The sequence below is a fragment of the Robbsia sp. KACC 23696 genome, assembly GCF_039852015.1.
Taxonomy (GTDB): Bacteria; Pseudomonadota; Gammaproteobacteria; order Burkholderiales; family Burkholderiaceae; genus Robbsia.
The window spans coordinates 2427815-2449665 of record NZ_CP156626.1; the positions used below are offsets into that span (position 1 = coordinate 2427815).

Genomic DNA, 21851 nt, shown 5'->3' on the forward strand with positions numbered 1-21851 from the left:
CTTCAGTAGTTCAATGGCAACAGGATCTGGAACTCGGTCTTACCAGGTCGGCTTTCGCATTCGATCAGTCCATCGTGCTGCTGCACGAAGGTCTGCGCCAGCGTCAGCCCGAGACCGCTTCCGTCCTCACGGCCGGAGACCAGCGGATAAAAGATCCGATCCCGGATCTCGTCGGGAATGCCCGGACCGTTGTCCGTGATACGCAAGTCCAATGCCAGTTTGCATTGACGCTTCGCGATCACGATACGTCGCGCGATCCGTGTCCGAAACTCGATCACCGCCGTGCCCTCGGCGATCTGCGAGCGAAGTGCCTCCGCCGCATTGCGCACGATATTCAGTACTGCCTGAATCAACTGCTCCATATCGCCACGCAGATCCGGCACGGAGACATCGAAGTCGCGCTCGATCGTCAAACCGCGCGGGAACTCGGCGAGAATCACCGCACGCACGCGCTCGAAGACCTCATGGATATTTACGTCGCGTACGATGTGCGGATGGCGATGCGGTTCCAGCAAACGATCCACCAGCGTCTGCAGCCGATCGGATTCCTTGATGATGACCTGCGTGTATTCCTTCAGCTCACGCGCGTTCTCGTTCAATTCGAACTCGAGCAATTGCGCAGCGCCACGAATACCGCCCAACGGATTCTTGATCTCGTGCGCCAGATTGCGGATCAACTGCTTGTTGGCCGCCGAAAGATCGGCGATCCGCTCCTCACGGTCGTTGCGCAGTTTCTGCTCGTTCTCGAACACTTCGACGAGCAGATAATCCGGCACCGATTCCAACACGCCCAGTACCGCCAGCACGCGCAGCGGTTCATGGCCGTGCCGCTCGATCACCGCATCCAGATGCGTCGCCTGGAAATAGTCCTGGCTCAACGCAGTGATCGATTCCAGGGGCCCAAGATCACTGGTGAACAGATCGCCCCAGGCCATCTGCATCAGTTGCCGCCGCGACAACTCGAGTAGCGCTTCGGCGGCAGGATTGGCGAAGACGATCCGCCAACTGCTGCGCTCCAGGACCAGCACGACCGACGGCAGTGCTTCGAGCCCGGGCAGCAGACCCGCATCGAGCAAGGCTTGCGGGGCTGTCGGGCCAATATTGGCGCGCGCGGTGGCGGCGGCGTCGGACGCCGCGGCATCGTTCTGGGACTTGCGTCCTCGCATCAGGTTCTTCAGTACCATCGGATCGTCGAAGCCTTGGTTTCCGGGTGGTATCGGTAGCACGCAACGAAAAAGGGGACGGCACCCCCGTCCCCTTTTTCGTTGCGTGGCGCCCGTGAATCGCGTGCCTTCCCTCTCGGCACACGTCCCGGACGCCTCGCAGTGCTGGATCACAGACGAACGGAGACGGGACAGCGCCAATACCGCCGGCGCCGCCCGTCCGACCCTCGATCAGAGCGAGTAGTACATCTCGAATTCGACCGGATGCGTCGTCATGCGGAAACGCGTGACTTCTTCCATCTTCAACGCGATGTACGCATCGATCATGCTGTCCGTGAACACGCCACCACGGGTCAGGAACTCGCGATCCTTGTCCAGGTGCTCGAGCGCTTCTTCGAGGCTCGCGCAAACGGTCGGGATCAGCTTGTCTTCTTCCGGCGGCAGATCGTACAGGTTCTTGTCCGAAGCTTCGCCCGGATGGATCTTGTTCTGCACGCCGTCCAGACCCGCCATCATCAGCGCGGAGAAGGCCAGGTACGGATTCGCCATCGGATCAGGGAAACGCGTTTCGATACGACGACCCTTCGGGTTCGACACGTGCGGAATACGGATCGATGCCGAACGGTTACGTGCCGAGTACGCCAGCTTCACCGGTGCTTCGAAGCCCGGAACTAGACGCTTGTACGAGTTCGTCGTCGGGTTCGTGATGGCGTTCAGCGCGCGAGCGTGCTTGATGATGCCGCCGATGTAGAACAGCGCGAATTCCGACAGGCCTGCATAGCCGTCACCGGCGAACAGGTTCTTGCCGTCCTTCCAGATCGATTGGTGCACGTGCATGCCCGAACCGTTGTCGCCAACGATCGGCTTCGGCATGAACGTAGCCGTCTTGCCGTACGTGTGCGCGACGTTTTGCACGATGTACTTCGTCAGCATCGTCCAGTCGGCGCGCTGCACCAGCGTCGAGAACTTCGTGCCCAGTTCGTTCTGGCCTTGGCCCGCCACTTCGTGGTGGTGCACTTCGACCGGCACGCCTGCCGCTTCCAGCAGCAGACACATTTCCGAACGCATGTCCTGGAACGTGTCGACCGGGGCAACCGGAAAATAGCCGCCCTTCACGCCCGGACGGTGACCGGTGTTGCCGCCTTCGAACTTCGCCTTCGACGACCACGGTGCTTCTTCCGAACCGATCTGGACGAAGGAACCTTGCATATCGACGTTCCAACGCACGGAGTCGAAAATGAAGAATTCCGGTTCCGGACCGAAGTACGCCGTGTCGCCCAGACCCGAGCTCTTCAGGTAGGCTTCAGCGCGCTTTGCCAGCGAGCGCGGATCGCGCTCATAGCCCTTGCCGTCCGACGGTTCGATGACGTCGCACGACAGCACCAGCGTCGATTCTTCATAGAACGGGTCGATGAAGGCGGTCGATGCGTCCGGAATCAGCAGCATGTCCGACGCTTCGATACCCTTCCAGCCTGCGATCGAGGAGCCGTCGAAAGCGTGGCCGCTCTCGAACTTGTCTTCGTCGAATGCCGACACCGGCACCGACACGTGCTGTTCCTTACCCTTCGTGTCGGTGAAGCGGAAATCGACAAACTTGACGTCCTCGTCCTTGACGAGCTTGATGACGTCGGCCACGGTTTTGCTCATTACATATCTCCAGATAGACCATTTTGGCGGCGATCCGTCGCCGCCCGTGTGTGCACGTGAGGTACTGCAGGTTCTTGATGCCGGTTCTGCGTTTTGTTGCCCGACGGATGCCGCGCGCCTGCCGCATTCGTGCCACGCCTGAGTGCGGCGCACACTTGCCGTCCGGCGGCACGCCGGGCGGATACGCCTCTTAATGCATGAAGCGTGCCCGATGCACCGCAACGAGGCGCGCACGCGCTATCCCGGCGCGCCGATTGCGTTTTTTCCTCCGCGCTCCCCTGCAAGCCCGTCGATTTCCGTCCGTGCCCCGCGTCGCGCGGCCATTACGCCCCAGGAATGCGCATGATTATGCACCATATTGAGGCGCGCACCATAATAGGGCTTCGCGATAGACCGTTCGGCCGAGTGTCGCGCGCCAGAGCCGGTTGCTAGAATACGCTTATTCATACTGACCGCCCGCCGTGACGGATCGATGACGTCCGACGATCCTGCATGGCACGTTAATGCACCTGGATGCGCCACGATGACTGCTGACTCGCCCTCTCTCTCCGCCGCGGTGCCACACGCGGCCGGTTCGGCCGATACCGTCGACACGCTGCTCGCCCGTGGCCGCGCCCGTGCGGTCGAAGGGACGCTGCCCTACGCCGGCGCCGTGACGCCGGACGAAGCTTTCGCGCTGCTGCAAACGCCCGATGTGCTGCTCGTCGACGTGCGCACGCTTGCGGAGCTAACCTGGGTCGGTCGCCCGACCGTTGCCGCCGGACAGTATGCCCATATCGAATGGAATGCTTGGCCCGGCGGTGCACGCAATACACAATTTGTCGATCAACTGCGCGACGCATGCGGCGCGGATGGTACCGATCGGCCGGTGCTGTTGCTGTGCCGCAGTGCGGCGCGGTCCAAGGCCGCCGCGCAATGGGCGACGGAACAGGGTTTTACGCAAGTGTTCGATGTGCTCGAGGGATTCGAAGGTGACAAGGATGTCCACGGACATCGGAAGTCCGTCGGCGGCTGGTGCGCGCGCCAACTGCCGTGGCAAGGCGCTTAAGACATGTAAGACCGCCGCCCCGGCGCTAGGGCCGGGGCGGCGACCTTGGCGCACCCTATCGGCATTAGCTGTCCGCTTAAGCTGCTGCCGACGCCGGCGGGTGCTCGACCATTTCACCGCCCAAGGCACTGACGCCCTCGCGCAGCACGGCAAAGGCGGCGTCGACCGAGACGGCGTCGCCCTTGACGCCCAGGTCGATATGGTGGCGCGCATACAGCTCCCCGCGCTGCGCATCGCCGACGCTCGGCAAACTGAACGCCTTGACGCTCGGGAACGATGTTTCGATCTGATTCATCAACGGGGCGATCGTCGATTCCGCCAGGCCGAACACCAGGATCGAGCGCTCGACACGGGTATCGACGTGATGGAGGTGCGCGTAATGCGTGTCGAGCACCCACTCGATCATCGGCCAGGCCATCACCGGGAATCCCGGGACGAAATGGTGGTTTGCGAGCGTGAATCCAGGAATCTTGTTGTAGGGATTCGGGATGATCGCCGCGCCGGCCGGAAACTCGCCCATCTTCAGCCGTTGCCGATTTTCCGGCAGCGTCAGATCCGGCTCGGCCTGCCCCGTCATCTCGCGCATGCGCTCGACGATCAAGGCCTTGGCCGATTCGTGCAGCGCGAGCGGCACACCGAGCGCATCGGCCGCGCACTGCCGCGTGTGATCGTCCGGCGTCGCACCGATGCCACCGGTGCTGAACACTACGTCGCCCCCGGCCATCGTCCGCTTCAGCGTGGCGGTGATGCGCGCGGGATCGTCGCCGACGTATTCCGCCCAGTCCAGCGACAGGCCGCGCGCGGTCAGCAAACCGATCACGTGTTGCAAATGCTTGTCTGTTCGACGCCCTGAAAGGATCTCGTCGCCGATGATGATGATGCCGATTGCCATACGGAAAACCCGGTGAGTGCTGCGCGCAAAACGCAAGGCCGATCGCACGAACGGGCCATCCGGCACGCCACCGGTGGGCCCTTGCATCATGCAGTCGAGCAGCAGCAAGGATCTGCAGGAACGCCCTCGGGCGCATGCTGTCAGGATACCTCAGGCTCCTCGGACCTGCCGGGAGACGCGTCGCGCGCTTACAGTCCGGGTTCGACGCGCGTCACCGGCGGCGGCGTCTGCGCGCGCAGTGCTTCGAGCGCGCGCAGACAGTAATGCCCGAACCACAGCGCGGAGAAGACGAAAATCACCACATACAGCCATACCGAGACCAAGGCGATGATCGGAAAAAGCACGATCGCGATGATCGACGTGGCCCACAAGAACGCCGGGATGGCGCCCAGCAGGCCGCACGCGATACCGATGACGAGCAAGGGCACGCGATGCCGTCGCAGCAGAATGCGCCGCTCGTCGGCGCTGGCGTGCAATGCCAGCGCGTCATAGCTCATCATGCGATAGGTCAGCCAGCCCCACAACACCGGCGGTACGATCGCCAAAAACGGCGGCACGAACCAGAGCGGCAAGGTGACGATCATCAGGACCAGGAAGATCAGCGTCGACCAGCTGCCATAGCCGATGCTGCCGAGCAGGCTGCCGCCACGCAAGGTATCGAGGTGCGCGAAACGACGACGGCCCAGATGCGCGATGACGGCCGGCATCGACGTGACGCCGATCAGCAACAGGATCGTCGCGACGATCAGCGGAATCGCGAAAGCGATGATCAGGAACGGCGCGAAGACCATATGCAGGCCGCCCAGACCGATGAAGGCGATTGCCCGCTCCACCCCGTCGAGCGCCGGCCATTGCGCCAGAAACCCCCGCACCCAGGCATTGGCACGTTCCCAACCGGCAAACAGGATCAAGCCCCAGATTGCCGCGGACATCACGAAGGGCGCAACCGTCAACCACCAGACACGCGGATTAAGGAAACCGGAAATGGCGCGTGCCAGCGACGCCACCACTTCCGTATTCTGTCTAAACTCACCGTTGGAGGGCATCCCACACCTTGTGCAGTCGTTTCACCGACACCGGCATCGGTGTCTTCAGTTCCTGCGCGAACAACGAGATGCGCAGTTCTTCGAGCAACCAGCGGAATTGCTCCAGCCGCGGATCCGAACCGGCCCGCCATTGCGATGCGACGCGTTGGTACTGCATGCGCAACGGCGCCATTTCGGCACTCGCACGCGCGTCGCGCTGCGCATCGGTTTTCAACTTCGTCAGACGCGTGGCGATGCCCTGCAGATAACGCGGGAAATGCGACAGTTGCGCATACGGCGTCTCGGCGATGAAACGCTTCCCCATCAGCGCGCGCAGTTGCTGCTGCATGTCGTCATGCGGCGCGCCGAAGCTTTTCGCCTGCGCGAGCTTCTTGCTGACGTCGGTGTACTCGGTCAGGATCGTTCCCACCAGCCGCGCCACCTCCTGCGCCAGTAAGGACAGCCGTGCGCGCCCTTCGTCCCGACGCACCGCGAACGATGCGTCGTCGTCCGGCAGCGGATCGCTCAAACAGGCGCGCTCGATCGCGCAATCAAGCAATTGCGCCCGCAGCTCGTCTTGCGTGCCCAAGGGCATGTACTGCATCGCCATCTGCTGCAATCCCGGCAGGTTCTTTTCGAGATATTTCAACGGCTCGCGCAATTGCAAGGCGAAGAGCCGGCGCAAGCCGCTGCGATGCCTGGCACCGGCCTCTTCCGGCGAGTCGAACACCTGCACCTCGACATGCGTGCCCCGATCGACCAGCGCCGGATAGCCGTACAGCGTGTTGCCGCCACGGCGAACCTCCAGCAACTCCGGCAATTTGCCGAACGTCCAGTTCGTCAGATTATCGTACAGCGCGATGCCCGAGGACATCGGTGCGGCGCCGGCCGCCGACGTCACGCCGCCGCCCGTTCCAGTGCCTTGCTTCGACGCCCCGTGTTTTGCTCCCGTGCTGTCGCTCGCTTTACCGGTGGCGGAAGCGCCCGACTGAGCGTTGCCCCGCGCTGACAACGCACCTGATGCGGTCCGATCCGTTTTCTTGCCGAACGCGGCAACGGCGGCGGCAGACCCGGCCGACATATCGGCCGCCGCGTCATCGGCAGCCGCCGCGTCGGCCCCCGCCACGTTAGCGCTCGCCAGGGCGATCTGCGCAAATTGCTGCTGCGCCTGACCGCCATATTCGACGCGCAAGGCGGACAGGCTGCGGGCCATCGCCAACTGGCGACCGTGCTCGTCCACCAGCTTGAAATTCATGAACAAATGCGCGGCAAGAGTTTCGAGCTTGAAATCCGAGGGGCGCAATTGCTGCTGCGTCTGCAGCCGCACATCGGTGCAAAGGGCATCGACCAGCCCCTCCGCCACCATCGTGCTGCCGCTGCCGTAGACGCGCGGCGCATGGCGGTCCAGAAACGCCGCGGCATAGTCCGGCAACGGCACGCAATGGCGTCGCAGCTTCTGCGGCAAGGACTTCAGCAGCGCCTGGACTTTTTCCTTCAACATCCCGGCCACCAGCCATTCGCAGCGACGCTCGCCCACCTGGTTCAAGGCGAACAGCGGAATCGTCAGGGTCACGCCGTCGCGCGGCGAACCCGGCTCGAAGTGATACGACAGCCCCATGTCCTGGCCCGCGATCGTCACGCGCTTCGGGAACAGATCAGTGGTGATGCCGGCCGCTTCGTGACGCATCAGATCGTCGCGCGACAAATACAGCAACTTGGCCGCTGCGCCGTTCGCATTGCCGGCCGCCGGTGCATTGCCCGCGCCCGCCTTTGCCGCGCCGCCGTCTCGCCGGCTTCCGGCATTCGCCTGCCGATACCATTGCTCGAAATCGACGGCGGTGGTCACCTCGGCCGGAATCTGCTGATCGTAGAACGCAAAGATCAGCTCGTCATCGACGAGCACGTCCTGGCGCCGCGACTTGTGTTCCAGCTGAGCGATATCGGCCAGCAGCCGTCGGTTGTGCGCAAAGAACGGCAGCCGCGTCTCAAATTCTCCCTCGACCAGCGCGCCGCGGATAAACAGTTCGCGCGCCCGCGCCGGGTCGCGCTTGCCGAAGTCGACACGGCGACGCTGATAGATGGGCAAGCCGTACAAGGTCGCCCTTTCAAACGCGACGACCTGCGCCGCCTTCTTTTCCCAATGGGGCTCGGACAGCGACGTGCGTAGCAGATGCGCTCCCACCTTCTCGATCCACTCTGGCTCGACGCGCGCGACGCAGCGGGCATAGAGACGCGTCGTCTCGATCATTTCCGCCGCGATCACCCACTTGCCCGCTTTCTTGCCCAGCGTCGAGCCGGGCCAGAGGTGGAACTTGATGCTGCGCGCGCCGAGGTAATGTGGCTCGTCCTCGGCACGCAGGCCGATATTGCCGAGCAAGCCGGCCAACAGCGCCACGTGGATCTGCTCATAGGTCGCGTCCGCGTCGCTCAGACGCCAGCCCTGTTCGCGGGCCACCGTCAGCAATTGCGTATGCACATCGCGCCATTCCCGCAGACGCAGGTGCGAGAGGAATCGCGCGCGGCACTGATCGATCAGTTGCCGATTGGTCTTCTTGTGTTCGACCGCCTCGCCGAACCACTTCCAGATATTCAGCCAGATCAGGAATTCCGAGCGCTCGTCGACGAATTGTCGATGCGCCTGATCGGCCGCTTCTTGTGCCTCCATCGGCCGGTCACGCGGATCCTGCACCGAGAGCGCGGCAGCGATGATCAGCATCTCGCGCAGGGCGCCGCTGTCCCGGCCGGCAAGGATCATCCGACCGACACGCGGATCGAGCGGCAGGCGCGCGAGCTCACGTCCGCTGCGCGTCAGCTGGTTTTCCTCGTCCACCGCGCCGAGTTCCGCCAACAGCTGATAGCCGTCGGCGATGGCGCGGCCCGTCGGCGCCTCCAGAAAAGGGAATGTCTCGATATCGGCGAGATGCAGCGACTTCATCCGCAGAATCACCGAGGCCAGCGACGAGCGCAGGATTTCGGGATCGGTGAAGCGCGGCCGCGACTGAAAGTCGGCTTCGTCGTAAAGGCGGATGCAGACGCCGTCGGCCACACGCCCGCAACGGCCGGCACGCTGATTCGCCGCAGCCTGCGACGCCGGTTCGACCTGCAGCTGCTCGACCTTGTTCCGGTACGAATAGCGTTTGACCCGCGCGAGCCCCGTATCGACGACATAGCGGATGCCCGGCACCGTCAACGAGGTCTCGGCGACATTCGTCGCCAGCACGATACGCCGCGCATTCGACGGCTTGAACACGCGCTCCTGTTCGGCCGCGGACAGCCGGGCGAACAACGGCAGGATCTCGGTATGCGGCGGATGGTGCTTGCGCAATGCCTCGGCGGCCTCGCGAATCTCGCGCTCACCCGGCAGAAAAACCAGCACGTCGCCGGAGCCCACGCGCGCGAGCTCGTCCACGGCGTCGACGATGGCATCGATCAGATCGCGCTCGGCGCGTTTCGTTCCGCGGACCGAATCCCCTGCCGCCTCCCGTTGCGCCGTCGTCGGCGTCCGTCGGCCGGCACCGGCGTCCGTCTTCCCGTCGCCTTTCGCCGCAGCGCCGCCCGGCCCGATACCATCGGGCTGCACTGGCCGGTAGCGAATCTCGACCGGATACAGTCGCCCGCTGACCTCGATCGCAGGCGCCGGCACGATATCGTCCTCCGGCGCCACCGCCCGCCCCTCCCGCTCCGACGTCGCGTTCGTTGGCTTCGTCGACTTGGTCGGCTCGCCTTCCGTGGCGCGCGCGACGTTCGACGAAGGCGAGGGCTCACCCGGCCGGCGCGGACGTCCGAAATGACGCGCAAACCGCGCGGCATCGATCGTTGCCGATGTCACGATCACTTTGAGATCGGGCCGCTTCGGCAACAGTTGCTTCAGATACCCCAGCAGGAAATCGATATTAAGACTGCGCTCATGCGCCTCATCGATGATCAGGGTGTCGTAGGCGCGCAACAACGGATCGGACTGCGTTTCCGCCAGCAGGATGCCGTCCGTCATCAACTTGACCGATGCGCCGGGCGACAATGTGTCGTTGAAGCGCACTTTATAGCCGACGATTTCTCCCGGCGGCGACTGCAATTCCTCGGCGATACGGCGTGCCGTCGCCGATGCGGCAATCCGACGCGGCTGCGTATGACCGATCAGGCCGGTACCGCCGGCGCCACGACCGCGGCCGAGGGCCAGGCAGATTTTCGGCAGCTGCGTGGTTTTGCCGGAGCCGGTTTCGCCGCTGACAATGACGACCTGATGCGCCGAAATAGCCCGTGCGATCTCGTCTCGGCGCGCCGAGACGGGCAAGGCGTCCGGGAAGGTGATGACGCCGACCGGGTTGGCGGGCGGCCCGCTACGCGCCGTATCGGCGGCGAATTCGGTACGCGGACCGCCGTTGTTGCGGCCGCCGCCGTGATGGCGCTCGCCTCGGCCGGCCCGATCGCGACGGTCGCCGCGCGCAGGGCCGCCAGCCGGGGCCGCCGCACGGTCCCCGCGCCCACTCGGTCCGATACCCCCGGCGTTATCAGGGCGATCGGCGCGGGCGTCAGGCGTGGCGGGCCGCACGGCGGGCGCCGGCGCGGTTTCGGGGGCGGTCGGCGCGAGGTCGCGCGACGGCAGATCAGGTTTGGCAGCATTCGACATAGCAGCGCATTATAATCGCGCCATGCGGGCCATACCGCCGCTGCCCGCATGCCGCAGCCCCATCGGCCCATTCATCGGCACCCGCGCGAGCGATGCCACGCCCTTTACCGCAATTCAATCGCCACTGAAACTGCCGCTGTGACCGATCCGCTTCGCCCTCCCCCCAGCACGCCCTCCGCCGCGCAAGCGCCCTCCTCGTCGTCGGCCCCACACGCCGAACGCGACACGGCGCCGGGTGATCCCGCGACCCTGGCCGCCGTCCGTCCGGTCGTGACGCCCGCGTCCATCGCATCGACGTCGCCTGCCGCATCGGGCGCCGCCAATCGTCCATCGGCGGAAGCCGAGGCCGCGACCCAGGCGCAGTTCGTCGACTGGCTGCGCGCGGTGGCGCCGTACATTCACGCCTTCCGCAACAAGACCTTTGTCGTCGCTTTCGGCGGCGAACTGGTGCGCGACGGCGCGTTGAACGCCTTGATCCAGGACGTGGCGCTGCTGCACGCGATGGGCATGCAGATCGTTCTCGTGCATGGCTGCCGGCCGCAGGTCGAGGATTCGATGCGCCTGCGCAATCTCGAATCGCAGTTCGCGGGCGGCATGCGCATCACCGACGCTCCGGCATTGGAATCGGCGAAGGAAGCAGCCGGCGAAGTGCGCCTCGATATCGAGGCCGCCATCAGCCAGGGCTTGCCGAATACGCCGATGGCGCATGCGCGTCTCGGCATCGTCTCGGGGAACTTCGTGACCGCGCGTCCGGTCGGGATCGTCGACGGCGTCGATTTTCAGCACACCGGCATTGTCCGCAAGGTCGATGCCGACTCGATCCGCCAGGCCCTGGCGAATCGCAAGCTCGTCTTGCTGTCGCCGCTGGGATTCTCGCCCACGGGCGAGGCTTTCAATCTGGCGATGGAAGATGTGGCGACGACAACGGCGATCGCGCTGCGCGCCGACAAGTTGATCTTCATCACCGATCAACCGGGCGTTCTGAATCCCGAGGGCGCCCTGGTGCACGAATTATCGCTGGACGATGCGCAACGGCTGCGCGACGCGCATCACGACGGCAGCGCGACGCTGCACGACGACATCGGCTTCTGCCTGAAGCATGTCGTCAAGGCTTGCCGCAGCGGCGTGCCGCGTGCGCATTTGATTCCCTACACGCTGGACGGTTCGATTCTGCTCGAATTGTTCTCGCACGATGGCGTCGGCACGATGGTGGCCTACGACAATCTGGAGAGTCTGCGCGAAGCCACGCCGGACGATGTCGCCAATATCATCCAGCTCATCGAGCCACTGGAGAACGACGGCACGCTGGTGCGCCGCGATCGCCATCAGCTGGAACGCGATATCGATCACTTCTCGGTGATCGAGCACGATGGCGTGCTGTTCGGCTGCGTCGCGCTGTATGCCTATCCGCAGGAAAAGATCGGCGAAATGGCTTGCCTGACGGTGTCGCCCGAAGCGCAAGGCTCCGGCGACGGCGAGCGGCTGATGAAGCGGATCGAGCAACGTGCGCGGGCCCGCGGCCTGAAACGCATTTTCGTATTGACCACCCGAACCGAGCACTGGTTCCTGAAGCGCGGCTTCGTCAAGGCGTCGGTCGACGATCTGCCGGAAGACCGGCGGCGCCTGTACAACTGGCAGCGTCGGTCGCTGGTGCTCATCAAACAGCTGTGAGAATGGCTGGAACCCTCAAAGAAGGAGAAACATCATGGCGCGAATCGTCCATTGCGTGAAACTGAACAAGGACGCGGAAGGTTTCGACTTTCCGCCCGTGCCGGGCCCGCTGGGTCAGCGAGTGTATGAAAGCGTCTCGAAAGAGGCGTGGCAGGAATGGCTGAAACAGCAGACGATGCTGATCAACGAAAATCGCCTGAACATGGCCGATGCGCGCGCCCGTCAGTATCTGCTGAAGCAGACGGAGAAATACTTCTTCGGTGAAGGCGCCGATACGGCAACCGGCTTCGTTCCGCCGCCGCCCAGCGCCGAATAAAGAGACATCCCTGCATGCGGCAACATCGCCGCATGCGATGGTGCGCCCCTCCCCCTCCCCTTACTTTATCTCATCACCCATTACCGATAGTAGGTAAGTCGGTAATCGGCACTCCCCGACATCGCGATATCGAACGCGACGATATCGGCAAGGGTCGGGAGAAATCGACTACAGTCGGCGGCAACAAAAACCGCGCTGCGATTGCCCGCCCACCGTGCGATCAGGCGGTGGGATAGGCGACGGTCTCAACGCCTTGCGCGGTGGCGAACATCGCGAGCGACGCGCGCTGTAGCGCAAACACGCCGACGGTCAGGACACCGGGCACGTCGTTGAGCTGACGTTCCAGCGCAAGCGGCGCATCGATGCGCAAACCCTTGACGTCCAGGATGTGCAAACCGTTATCGGTGACCAAGGGCGTGCCATCGCCCTTCACGCGTAGAACGGGCGTGCCGCCCAAGGCGATCAGCTTGCGCGATACCGCTTCGAGCGCCATCGGCACCACTTCCACCGGCAGCGGGAAACCGCCCAATACCGGCACGCGCTTCGATTCGTCGGCAATGCAGAGGAAGGTCTCGGACATCGCAGCGACGATTTTCTCGCGCGTCAATGCGCCGCCGCCGCCCTTGATCATATTGCCGTGTGCGTCGATTTCATCGGCACCATCGACATAGATCGGCAGGGACGCGATGTCGTTGGCGTCGATGACGTGGAAGCCGTGTTGCTTCAACCGATGCGTCGTGGCCAGTGAACTCGAGACCGCGCCGCGATAACGCGCGCGGTGCGGCGCCAAGGCGTCGATGAAACAGTTCACCGTCGAGCCGGTGCCCACGCCCACGACGGCGCCTTCCGGCACCGACTTCAGCACATGGTCCGCGGCGGCCCGACCGACCCACTGCTTCAATTCATCCTGCTTGGCTTTGTCCATTGTCGTCGCCCCTGCTGATTGCTCGCGCGTGTCTCGCCGCGCTTTCGCTGTGTTGTTGTCCGTTATTCTGGCGAATCGCCGCCGAATGCCCTTACGCCTTCGGTGCCGCGACCATCCGTTGCCGCACCGATTCGAACAGGCAGATACCGCTCGCCACCGAGACGTTCAAGCTCTCGACGCTGCCCATCATCGGGATATGCATCAGCTCATCGCAAGTCTCGCGCGTCAGGCGGCGCATGCCCTCGCCTTCGGCGCCCATGACGATGGCGACCGGCCCTTCGAGCTTGGTCTGAAAAACGCTCGGCACGGCGTCGTCAGAGGTGCCGATGATCCACACGCCGGCTTCCTTCAACTCGCGTAATGCGCGGGCGAGATTCGTGACCATGATGTAAGGCGTCGTCTCCGCCGCGCCGCTGGCCACCTTCGCCACCGTCGCGTTTATCCCGACCGCCTTGTCGCGCGGTGCCACCACCGCGTGCGCGCCCGCCGCATTGGCGACGCGCAGACAGGCACCCAGATTGTGCGGATCGGTCACGCCGTCGAGCACCAGCAACAGCGGCGCCCCTTCGACGACGTCGAGCAGTTCCGTCAGCGATTGCGCCAACGGCGCCTCGGCGGCCAGCGCCACCACACCCTGGTGATCGCGCCCCCCGGTCATCTTCGTCAGACGCACGCCGTCGGCCGCGATCAGACGCACGCCGGTTTCCTTCGCGCTCTTCAGAAAGTCGAGCATGCGTCGGTCACGCCGCGACGCCTCGTAATAGATCTCTTCGACACTGACCGCGTCGTGCCGCAACCGGGCCGTGACCGCGTGAAAACCGTAAAGGACCCTGGACTTCGCCATGCTCGATACCTGCTACTGTCAAAAAGTAATGAACCCACGTCCGGCAGGACGCCGGCGTGGGTCAGTCATACCGCGTGCCAACGGGCCACGCGCTGTTGTACGGTCTACGTCTACTTCGCCCGTGTGCGCTTGGCCGCCGCCTTCTTGGCAGGCACAGCCAGCCCGCTGCCCGCGCCCAATGCAGCGCCACCGCGTGTCGGGCTCTTGGCGGAAGCGACCGGCGCCTCGAGGTCGGCGAACAGATCACCGGCCGCGGCAGCCTGCTTGCCGCGGCCACGCGTCGCCTTCTTCGCGGCCACCGGCGTCTTCGCCGCGGCCTTCTTTGCCGGCGCGACCGCCGCTACCACCTCGGGGGCGGCCTTGGCAGCCGTTTTAGCGGCACGCTTGGCGGCCACTTTCTTGGCCGGCGCCTTTTCTGCGACTGCCTTCTCGACAACCGCCTTCTTCGCGGGCGCTTTCTTAACCGCGGCCTTCTTCGCCGGTGCCTTCTCTACCGCACGCTTTTCCACAGCGGCCGGCTTTTCGACAACCGGCTTCGCGGCCGGCACCGTCGGTGCTGCCTGCTTCGCCGCAACCTGCTTCGGTGCGGCGGACTTCGATGCCGGCGCCTTCTTGGCTGCTGCCTTCTTCGTCGGAACCGCTGCCGGCGTCGGGGCTACTGGCGTCGATGCCGGTGCCGGGGCTGCCGCGACCGGCGCGGTCGGCACAGCACGCGCGGCCGGTGCTGCAACCACCGGCGCGCTGACCGGCGTCACGACCGCTGGGGTGTCGACAACGGCCGCCGTGACGGTTTCGACACGTGCGCCGTTGCCGTTTCCTGCATTGCCGTTGTTGTTGCCGTTACCGCCATTTCCCTTGCCGCCTTTACCACCCTTGCCTGTCTTGTTTCGGCCGCCCATCTTGCCGGCCGGACCGCCTGCATCCGGCGTATCGCGGATCAGACGGAAGTCCATCTTGCGTGCATCCAGATCGACACGGCCAACCTGTACGCGTACGCGATCGGTCAGACCGTAACGGATACCGGTGCGCTCACCTCGCAGTTCGTTGCGCACTTCGTCGTATTCGAAGTAATCGCTACCCAACTCCGAGATATGCACGAGGCCTTCGACAAACAGCGAATCCAAGGTGACGAACACGCCGAACGGCGCCACGCCGCTGATCGAGCCGCCAAACTCTTCGCCAAGCTTGTCGCGCATGAAATAGCACTTCAGCCAGGCTTCCACATCGCGCGACGCTTCATCGGCACGACGCTCGTTCGAGGAGCAATGCAGACCCAGCGATTCCCAGATTGCGACGTTCGCGCCCTTCGGCTTCTTCGATGCGTCGCTTGCTTCGCTCGCCTTCGCGCCCGGCTTCGGCTTGCGCACCTTCATCGACATCGCCGTGTTCAGCGCGACATCGCCGGCATCCGGCACATACTGCTTGCCGTGCAGAATCGCCTTGATCGCACGGTGCGTCAGCAGATCCGGATAACGACGGATCGGGCTGGTGAAGTGCGCATAGGCTTCATACGCCAGACCGAAGTGGCCGACGTTTTCCGGGCTGTACACGGCTTGCTGCATCGAGCGCAGCAACATCGTCTGCAGCATCGGCGCATCCGGGCGTTGCTTGATCTGCAGGATCAGCGAGGCAAAATCGCTCGCGTGCGGCGTGTCGCCGCCGTTCAAGGTCAGACCGACGCCGCGCAGGAAAGTCCGCAGATTTTCCAGCTTCTCGGCGTTCGGGCCGCCGTGCACACGATACAGACCCGGGTGCTTATTGCGTTTCAGGAAGTCCGCCGCGCAGACGTTCGCCGACAGCATGCACTCTTCGATCAGCTTGTGCGCGTCGTTCCGCGTTCGCGGGATGATCTGTTCGATCTTGCCCTGCGGATTGCAGACGATGCACGTTTCGGTCGTCTCGAAATCGATCGCGCCGCGCTGTTGGCGTGCTTCGAGCAAGGCACGATAGACCGAGTACAGATCCTGCAACTGCGGCAGCACCGCCGCGCGCTTCGCTGCTTCCGGCCCCTTGGTGTTCGCCAGCGCCGCCGCCACTTCGTTATACGTCAAGCGTGCCGCGGAGTGGATCACTGCCGGGTAGAACTGGTACGCCTTGACCTCGCCCTTGGCCGTGATCAGCATGTCGCAGGTCAGCACGCAACGGTCGACTTCCGGATTCAGCGAGCACAGTCCGTTCGACAGCTTCTCCGGCAGCATCGGAATCACGCGACGCGGGAAATAGACGGACGTGCTGCGTTCGATCGCATCGGCGTCCAGCGCGGCGCCCGGCGTCACATAGTGCGAGACGTCGGCAATCGCCACCAGCAGGCGGAAGCCATTGACGCGGCCGATCTTGACCGGTTCGCAATAGACGGCATCGTCGAAGTCGCGCGCATCTTCCCCGTCGATCGTCACCAAAGGCACGTCGCGCAGGTCGACGCGATCATGCAGATCATGGCCCTGCACTTCGTCCGACAGACGCGACGATTGCGCCATGGCGGCTTCCGAGAACAGATGCGGCACGCCGTACTTGCGCACGGCGATCTCGATTTCCATCCCCGGATCATCGACTTCGCCCAGCACTTCGACAACCTTGCCGCTGGCCTGCGAATGACGGCTCGGATAATCGGTGATCTGCAGGCTGACGATCTGTCCGGCCTTCGCGCCGTTCAAACCGCCGGCGGCGATCATCACGTCGCGACCGATACGCTTGTCTTCCGGCGCCACCACATAGGTGCCGTTTTCCTGGATCACGCGGCCGATCACGCGCTTGATCGCGCGCTCGGTGATCTCGACGACATGCCCTTCCGGACGGCCGCGACGGTCTTGACCCGTTACGCGCGCCAGTACACGGTCGCCATGCATGATCTTCGACATTTCCTGATGCGACAGGAAAAGATCGTCGCTGCCGTCGTCCGGGACGAGGAAGCCGAAGCCGTCGCGGTGCGCCTGCACGCGGCCCGCCGTGAAACTGGAGGCCGGTGCCGGATGCACGAGACCCTTCACATCGACGTGCACCTGCGCATCACGCTCCATCGCGTTGAGGCGCTTGAAGAAGCCGTCGCGCTCCTCGAGCTTGATGGACATGGCGTCGGCAGCGCCTTCCGCGGTCAACACCGTGCTAGACGCGCGCAGCACGCCGAGGATTTCCTCGCGGCTCGGCACGGTATAGGCAAACTTCACGGGAGGACGCGGGGCGAACTTGTCCCCGAAGGAACGGGCCGGTTTGGCACCTGATTTCATGCTCGGTTTGCTCGCTGAGTGATGCGTCGGCTGATGCGACTGCTTCGAAGCGTGATTCGGCGCTTGATTCGAAGCGTGCTTGGGGGCTGGTTTGTTACCCTGTTTTGGGGCCTGCTCCCGAGCCGTCTGGTCGGCGGGCTTCTCGGTCATCTTTTCCCGGGCTTTTCGGCTTTTCACGCGGATGTGTCGTACCTGATCTGAATCGGCTGTCGGCGTGCCGGCTGTGGCTCACGGAATGGATAGGCGCTTCGCCTATCCCGTGCCCCGGCACGAACTATATCGGCACATTCTACCATCAGGGTCCGAAATGCCCCGCGCTTTCGGCTAGCCTGCCGATTACCGGCGATCGTCATGGCGCAGGATGCGACGTCACCAACGGGACGGTGGCCGAATTTTCGTGTTGCCCTGATAAATGTGTTGACACGAAGAGTTCGATCTATATAATACGCTTCTCTCAGCGAACGCAGCACTTGATTCACCGTGTTGCCGGGCGCGGGATTCGGTAAGCCGATGACGCCGCAAGGACGAATCGGATAAGCCGAAAGCAGTAAGGTTGGAAGCGCAGCAGATTTAGTTGGCCCAGATGGCGGAATTGGTAGACGCGCATGGTTCAGGTCCATGTGCCGCAAGGTGTGGAGGTTCGAGTCCTCTTCTGGGCACCAACAATTTCCTGGCTCGCGTTTTTTGGCCCAGGTGGCGGAATTGGTAGACGCGCATGGTTCAGGTCCATGTGCCGCAAGGTGTGGAGGTTCGAGTCCTCTCCTGGGCACCAAAATTTTGAAAAAGGTCTGCAATTGCAGACCTTTTTTTCATTCAGCGTCCAAAATGCGAATATTGCCGGAAGACGACGATTCGGTCGTATCCGCGCCTGACCGGCGTTTCTGGCCAGTCGCGCGGCGCAATATCGCAGTCGATGCGACTTATGCCTGGCACGCGGCCGCCTTCCTCGGGTGCGCCCTCGCCCCGGCCGACTGGCCGTGGTGGCTCGCCGGCACCGTCGTCAATCACGCGACGGTCACCGTCGCCGGCCTGTTGCCCCGCAGCACACTGCTCGGCCACAATCTGCGACGACTCCCAGACTATCCCGCCAATCGCGACGCCGTCGCCCTGACCTTCGACGACGGCCCGGATCCCGAGGAAACGCCGCGCGTTCTCGACCTGCTCGACGCCGCCGGCGCGAAAGCGACGTTTTTCTGTATCGGCGAACGGGCGCGCCAACATCCGCGCATCGTGCAGGACATCGTGGCGCGCGGTCACTGCGTCGAAAACCATTCGCAACATCATCGCCATACGTTTTCGGTCAGCCTGCCCGCGCGAATTCGCGCCGAAGTGCTAGCCGGGCAACAGACGCTTAAAACGCTGACGGGGCAGACCGCGGTTTTTTTCCGTGCACCGGCGGGATTGCGGAATCTCTTCCTCGATCCGATCCTGCAACAGGCGGATCTGCGCCTGGCAAGCTGGACCCGACGCGGATTCGATACCCGCGAAGCCGATCCGGACAAGGTCGCGCGGCGGCTACTCGACGATCTCGCGCCGCGCGATATTCTGCTGCTGCACGATCGCGGCGCGGCACGCCTGCCCGGTAGCGACGACTCCGTTGCGCTCGTCGTCCTGCCGCGCGTGCTGCAGGCGATCGCCGCGCGACAGTTACGCTGCGTCACGCTACGCGAAGGCTTCAGCGATCCGCGCCGCGCCGACACAGACACCGGCGCCGGCGCCGGCTAGCACCATCAACCCGCCGTCGGCAGCGCGCACACCGCGTGAAGCGCGTTGAGGCGACGCACCGGATCCTTTACATAAGGATTGCTTTCATCCCAGGCATAGCCGGCCAGCACCGCGCTGATCATCCGGCGAATCATCGGCGTCTGCGCCTTGTAGAAGATGATGTCCTGCAATTCACCCGAATACCAACGCTCGACGAAGGCACGGAACGTATCGATGCCCTTGCGCAGCGGCGCGTCGTACTCGCGTTGCCAATCCACCGCCTCGCCGCGCAATTGTCGTTTCAACACCTGCGTCGCCTGATGCGCGGACCGTACCGCGATCGTGACGCCAGAGGAAAAGACCGGATCGAGGAATTCGCCGGCATTGCCGAGCAAGGCATACCCATCGCCATGCAATGAGGCGACATTCGCCGAATAGCCGGTCAGCGTGCGAACCGGCATCCGCAACGGGGCACCGTCGAACAGGCGCGCGAGCAATGGCTCCTCGGCGATCAAGGCGCGCAGACGCGCTTCGCGCCATGCGTCTTGTTCGGACTCGGGACGTGCCGATAAGGGCAGGCCGTCGTCCGGAGAAAGGAAGGCTGGCGCGGCCACGCAGCCGATCGACGAGCGTCCGTCGGACAGCGGAATTCGCCAGAACCAGACATCGCGATGCGACGGGTGCACAAAGACGCCGATCTTCGTGCGATCGCTTTGTCGTGCGGCATCGCCTTCGGCGAAGTGCCCGAACAGCGCGGCCCGTTGCGGCAGGCCCGTCGGCGTCTCGAGCTGCAATAAACGCGGTAGCACGCGCCCGAAGCCGCTCGCATCCAACACGAAGCGCGCACGCAGCGTCGTGGCCACCTGCTCGGCATCGACGATATCGAGCTCCGGCGTGGCGCCGCCGCGAAACGCCGTCACCGTCTCGCCGAAACGCACATCGGCGCCCTGCTCGGCCGCGCAACGCGCCAGCACGTTGTCGAAGTCGGCACGCACCACTTGAAACGTCGTGCCCCAACCGGGCGAGGACTTATCTCGAAAATCGTACTCCGAACGTTCCTCGCCACGGAAGAATGCGGCGCCGTTCTTGTATTGAAAACCGGCTTCCACCACGGCCTGCAGCATGCCGGCTTCTTCGATATACGCCATGCTCTGCGGCAACAAACTCTCGCCGATCGAGAAACGCGGAAACTGCTGGCGTTCGATTACGCGTACCCGATGGCCATCACGGCGCAGCAGCGCCGCCGCCACGGCACCCGCCGGTCCCGCGCCGATGACCGCCACGTCCACGTCGATCGTCTTACCGTCGCCAGTCGTCATCATGGTGCCTTTTTCGGCCGCGGTGCATTTACCGGGCCTCGGATTTTTTGCAGTTCGGCCGATGCGGGCGGCAGCGCCGACCCATCGGATAAGGGGGACGGCGCCACGGTATCGCGCGCGGCAAAACATAGGGCGGCGCAACTGCCGCCGAAACCGAAGGACACGGACATCGTCCGAGTGAGCCGTGCGTCGCGCGTGCGTTCGACCATCGGCAGATCGGCAAAGACCGGATCGCGCTGCAGCGCCGAGCCGTCGGTCGGTGTCGTTTGCGCCGCGTCCGTTCCGATGCCGCCGGCGATGAAGCCGTCGCGCATCATCAGTAGCGTGTAGATCGCCTCATGCACGCCACAGGCGCCCAACGCATGCCCGCTGAACGCTTTCGTCGACGAAAACGCCGGCATGCCTGCCGCGCCGCCGAAGACCTGGCGCAACGCATCGGTCTCCGCCAGATCGCCCTGCGGCGTCGATGGCGCATGCGTATTGATGTAGTCGATCGGTGCCTGTCCCGCTGCGCGCCACGCCGCCGCCACGGCACGCGCGATGCCTCGCGCGCCTGGCGAGACGAAGCTGCCTGGATCGGTACTCTGGCCATAGCCGTCGAGCAAGGCGATCACGTTCGCCCCGCGCGCCACTGCATGATCCAGGGATTCGAGCACCAGCACGCCCGCCCCTTCCCCAATCACGAAGCCGTCCCGCGCGCGGTCATAGGGGCGCGATGCCGTATGCGGCGTCGCGTTGAATCCCCGCGACAAGGTGCCCATCGCATCGAACATCAGGGCTGTGTTGTCATGCAGCGCTTCGCTGCCGCCGGCGAGCATCACGTCCTGCGCGCCGGACGCGATCAGATGCGCCGCCTGACCCAAGGCGATCGTCGACGTCGTGCAGGCGGCCGACACGGCGTAGCTGATGCCCTGCACGCCAAACACCTGGGCAACGCTCGCGCACGCGGTATTGCCCATCACCTGCGGCACGATGAAGGGAGGCGCGCGTTCGATGCCCCGTGCCGCGACCAAGGCCATCGCGTCGTCGTAGACCTGCAATGTGCCGCTACCGGAACCGATCACCACGCCGGCGCGCGGTGAATGCAAGGCCGCGGCATCCAGGCGGGCGTCATCGAGCGCGAGGCGCGCCGCATGACAGGCAAAGCGTGCGGTATCGCCCATGAAGCGTTCGTAGCGACGGCTGAACGGCGGCATCGCCGCGTCGTCCTCCCGATGCACGCGTGCCGCCACCTGCGAGCCCATGCCCCGCTCGCGCCAGCGCGGCATCGCGACAATGCCGCTGCGGCCTGCGCGCAATGCCGCCGAAACGGCGGCCGGGGTGTTCCCGAGGCAGGACAGGATGCCGATGCCGGTGATCGCGACCTGCCGTGGCGATGTCGTCACGGCGCATCCCCGATGTCTTGCTGCGCGACGGCGGGCAGCGGCGCGGCAAGCGTGGCACTGC

13 protein-coding genes, 2 tRNA genes and 1 pseudogene are annotated in these 21851 nt (G+C 64.3%); 6 read left to right on the forward strand and 10 right to left on the reverse strand.

The window, feature by feature from the left end; translation table 11 throughout:
- Positions 1–2 precede the first annotated feature (2 nt).
- Both glnL and glnA read right to left on the reverse strand, forming a co-directional pair.
- Positions 3–1184: a nitrogen regulation protein NR(II) gene (glnL, locus tag ABEG21_RS10170; RefSeq protein ID WP_347554513.1), complete on the reverse strand. Its 1182-nt coding sequence runs from the start codon at positions 1182–1184 to the stop codon at positions 3–5.
- Between the two features lie 210 nt (positions 1185–1394).
- Positions 1395–2810: a type I glutamate--ammonia ligase gene (gene glnA, locus ABEG21_RS10175; protein ID WP_347554514.1), complete on the reverse strand. Its 1416-nt coding sequence runs from the start codon at positions 2808–2810 to the stop codon at positions 1395–1397.
- Between the two features lie 523 nt (positions 2811–3333).
- On the opposite strand from glnA, the gene ABEG21_RS10180 reads away from it, so the two are divergent.
- Entirely contained in the window at positions 3334–3858 is a 525-nt protein-coding gene (locus ABEG21_RS10180) for a rhodanese-like domain-containing protein (protein WP_347554516.1), read from the forward strand.
- Positions 3859–3934: 76 nt separating this feature from the next.
- Here ABEG21_RS10180 and ABEG21_RS10185 read toward each other — a convergent pair whose 3' ends face one another.
- The 3 genes from ABEG21_RS10185 to hrpA form a co-directional block, all read right to left on the reverse strand.
- On the reverse strand, positions 3935–4750 hold the full coding sequence (locus ABEG21_RS10185; RefSeq protein ID WP_347556722.1) for a molybdopterin-binding protein: 816 nt from the start codon (positions 4748–4750) through the stop codon (positions 3935–3937).
- 188 nt (positions 4751–4938) lie between these two features.
- Positions 4939–5796 carry an EI24 domain-containing protein gene (locus tag ABEG21_RS10190; RefSeq protein ID WP_347554517.1) on the reverse strand — a complete coding sequence of 286 codons (858 nt, stop codon included), beginning with the start codon at positions 5794–5796 and terminating at the stop codon, positions 4939–4941.
- Positions 5780–10402, reverse strand: coding sequence for an ATP-dependent RNA helicase HrpA (hrpA, locus tag ABEG21_RS10195; protein ID WP_347554518.1), 4623 nt, complete (start codon positions 10400–10402; stop codon positions 5780–5782). The genes ABEG21_RS10190 and hrpA overlap by 17 nt, the downstream gene beginning before the upstream one ends.
- A 48-nt stretch (positions 10403–10450) precedes the next feature.
- On the opposite strand from hrpA, the gene argA reads away from it, so the two are divergent.
- Positions 10451–12073, forward strand: coding sequence for an amino-acid N-acetyltransferase (argA, locus tag ABEG21_RS10200; protein ID WP_347554519.1), 1623 nt, complete (start codon positions 10451–10453; stop codon positions 12071–12073).
- A gap of 34 nt (positions 12074–12107) precedes the next feature.
- Positions 12108–12389: an oxidative damage protection protein gene (locus ABEG21_RS10205; protein WP_347554520.1), complete on the forward strand. Its 282-nt coding sequence runs from the start codon at positions 12108–12110 to the stop codon at positions 12387–12389.
- A gap of 220 nt (positions 12390–12609) precedes the next feature.
- Here ABEG21_RS10205 and rpiA read toward each other — a convergent pair whose 3' ends face one another.
- The 3 genes and pseudogenes from rpiA to rnr form a co-directional block, all read right to left on the reverse strand.
- Positions 12610–13314 (reverse strand): ribose-5-phosphate isomerase RpiA, encoded by a 705-nt coding sequence (gene rpiA / locus ABEG21_RS10210; protein WP_347554521.1) that lies wholly within the window; start codon positions 13312–13314, stop codon positions 12610–12612.
- 91 nt (positions 13315–13405) lie between these two features.
- Entirely contained in the window at positions 13406–14158 is a 753-nt protein-coding gene (gene rlmB / locus ABEG21_RS10215; RefSeq protein ID WP_347554522.1) for a 23S rRNA (guanosine(2251)-2'-O)-methyltransferase RlmB, read from the reverse strand.
- A gap of 923 nt (positions 14159–15081) precedes the next feature.
- A pseudogene (gene rnr / locus ABEG21_RS10220) lies at positions 15082–17382 on the reverse strand (ribonuclease R); the annotation flags it as partial.
- A 577-nt stretch (positions 17383–17959) separates the two neighbouring features.
- On the opposite strand from rnr, the gene ABEG21_RS10225 reads away from it, so the two are divergent.
- From ABEG21_RS10225 to ABEG21_RS10235, 3 genes are all read left to right on the forward strand, one after another.
- Positions 17960–18044: transfer RNA gene (locus ABEG21_RS10225), tRNA-Leu, on the forward strand.
- Between the two features lie 25 nt (positions 18045–18069).
- A tRNA-Leu gene (locus tag ABEG21_RS10230) sits at positions 18070–18154 on the forward strand.
- 53 nt (positions 18155–18207) lie between these two features.
- Positions 18208–19107 (forward strand): polysaccharide deacetylase family protein, encoded by a 900-nt coding sequence (locus ABEG21_RS10235; RefSeq protein ID WP_347554523.1) that lies wholly within the window; start codon positions 18208–18210, stop codon positions 19105–19107.
- Between the two features lie 5 nt (positions 19108–19112).
- On the opposite strand, the gene ABEG21_RS10240 is transcribed toward ABEG21_RS10235, so the two are convergent.
- Both ABEG21_RS10240 and ABEG21_RS10245 read right to left on the reverse strand, forming a co-directional pair.
- Entirely contained in the window at positions 19113–20405 is a 1293-nt protein-coding gene (locus ABEG21_RS10240) for an NAD(P)/FAD-dependent oxidoreductase (RefSeq protein ID WP_347556723.1), read from the reverse strand.
- Complete coding sequence (locus ABEG21_RS10245) at positions 20405–21790, reverse strand: beta-ketoacyl-[acyl-carrier-protein] synthase family protein (RefSeq protein ID WP_347554524.1); 1386 nt, start codon at positions 21788–21790, stop codon at positions 20405–20407. Before ABEG21_RS10245 ends, ABEG21_RS10240 begins: the two co-directional genes overlap by 1 nt.
- Between the last annotated feature and the right edge of the window lie 61 nt (positions 21791–21851).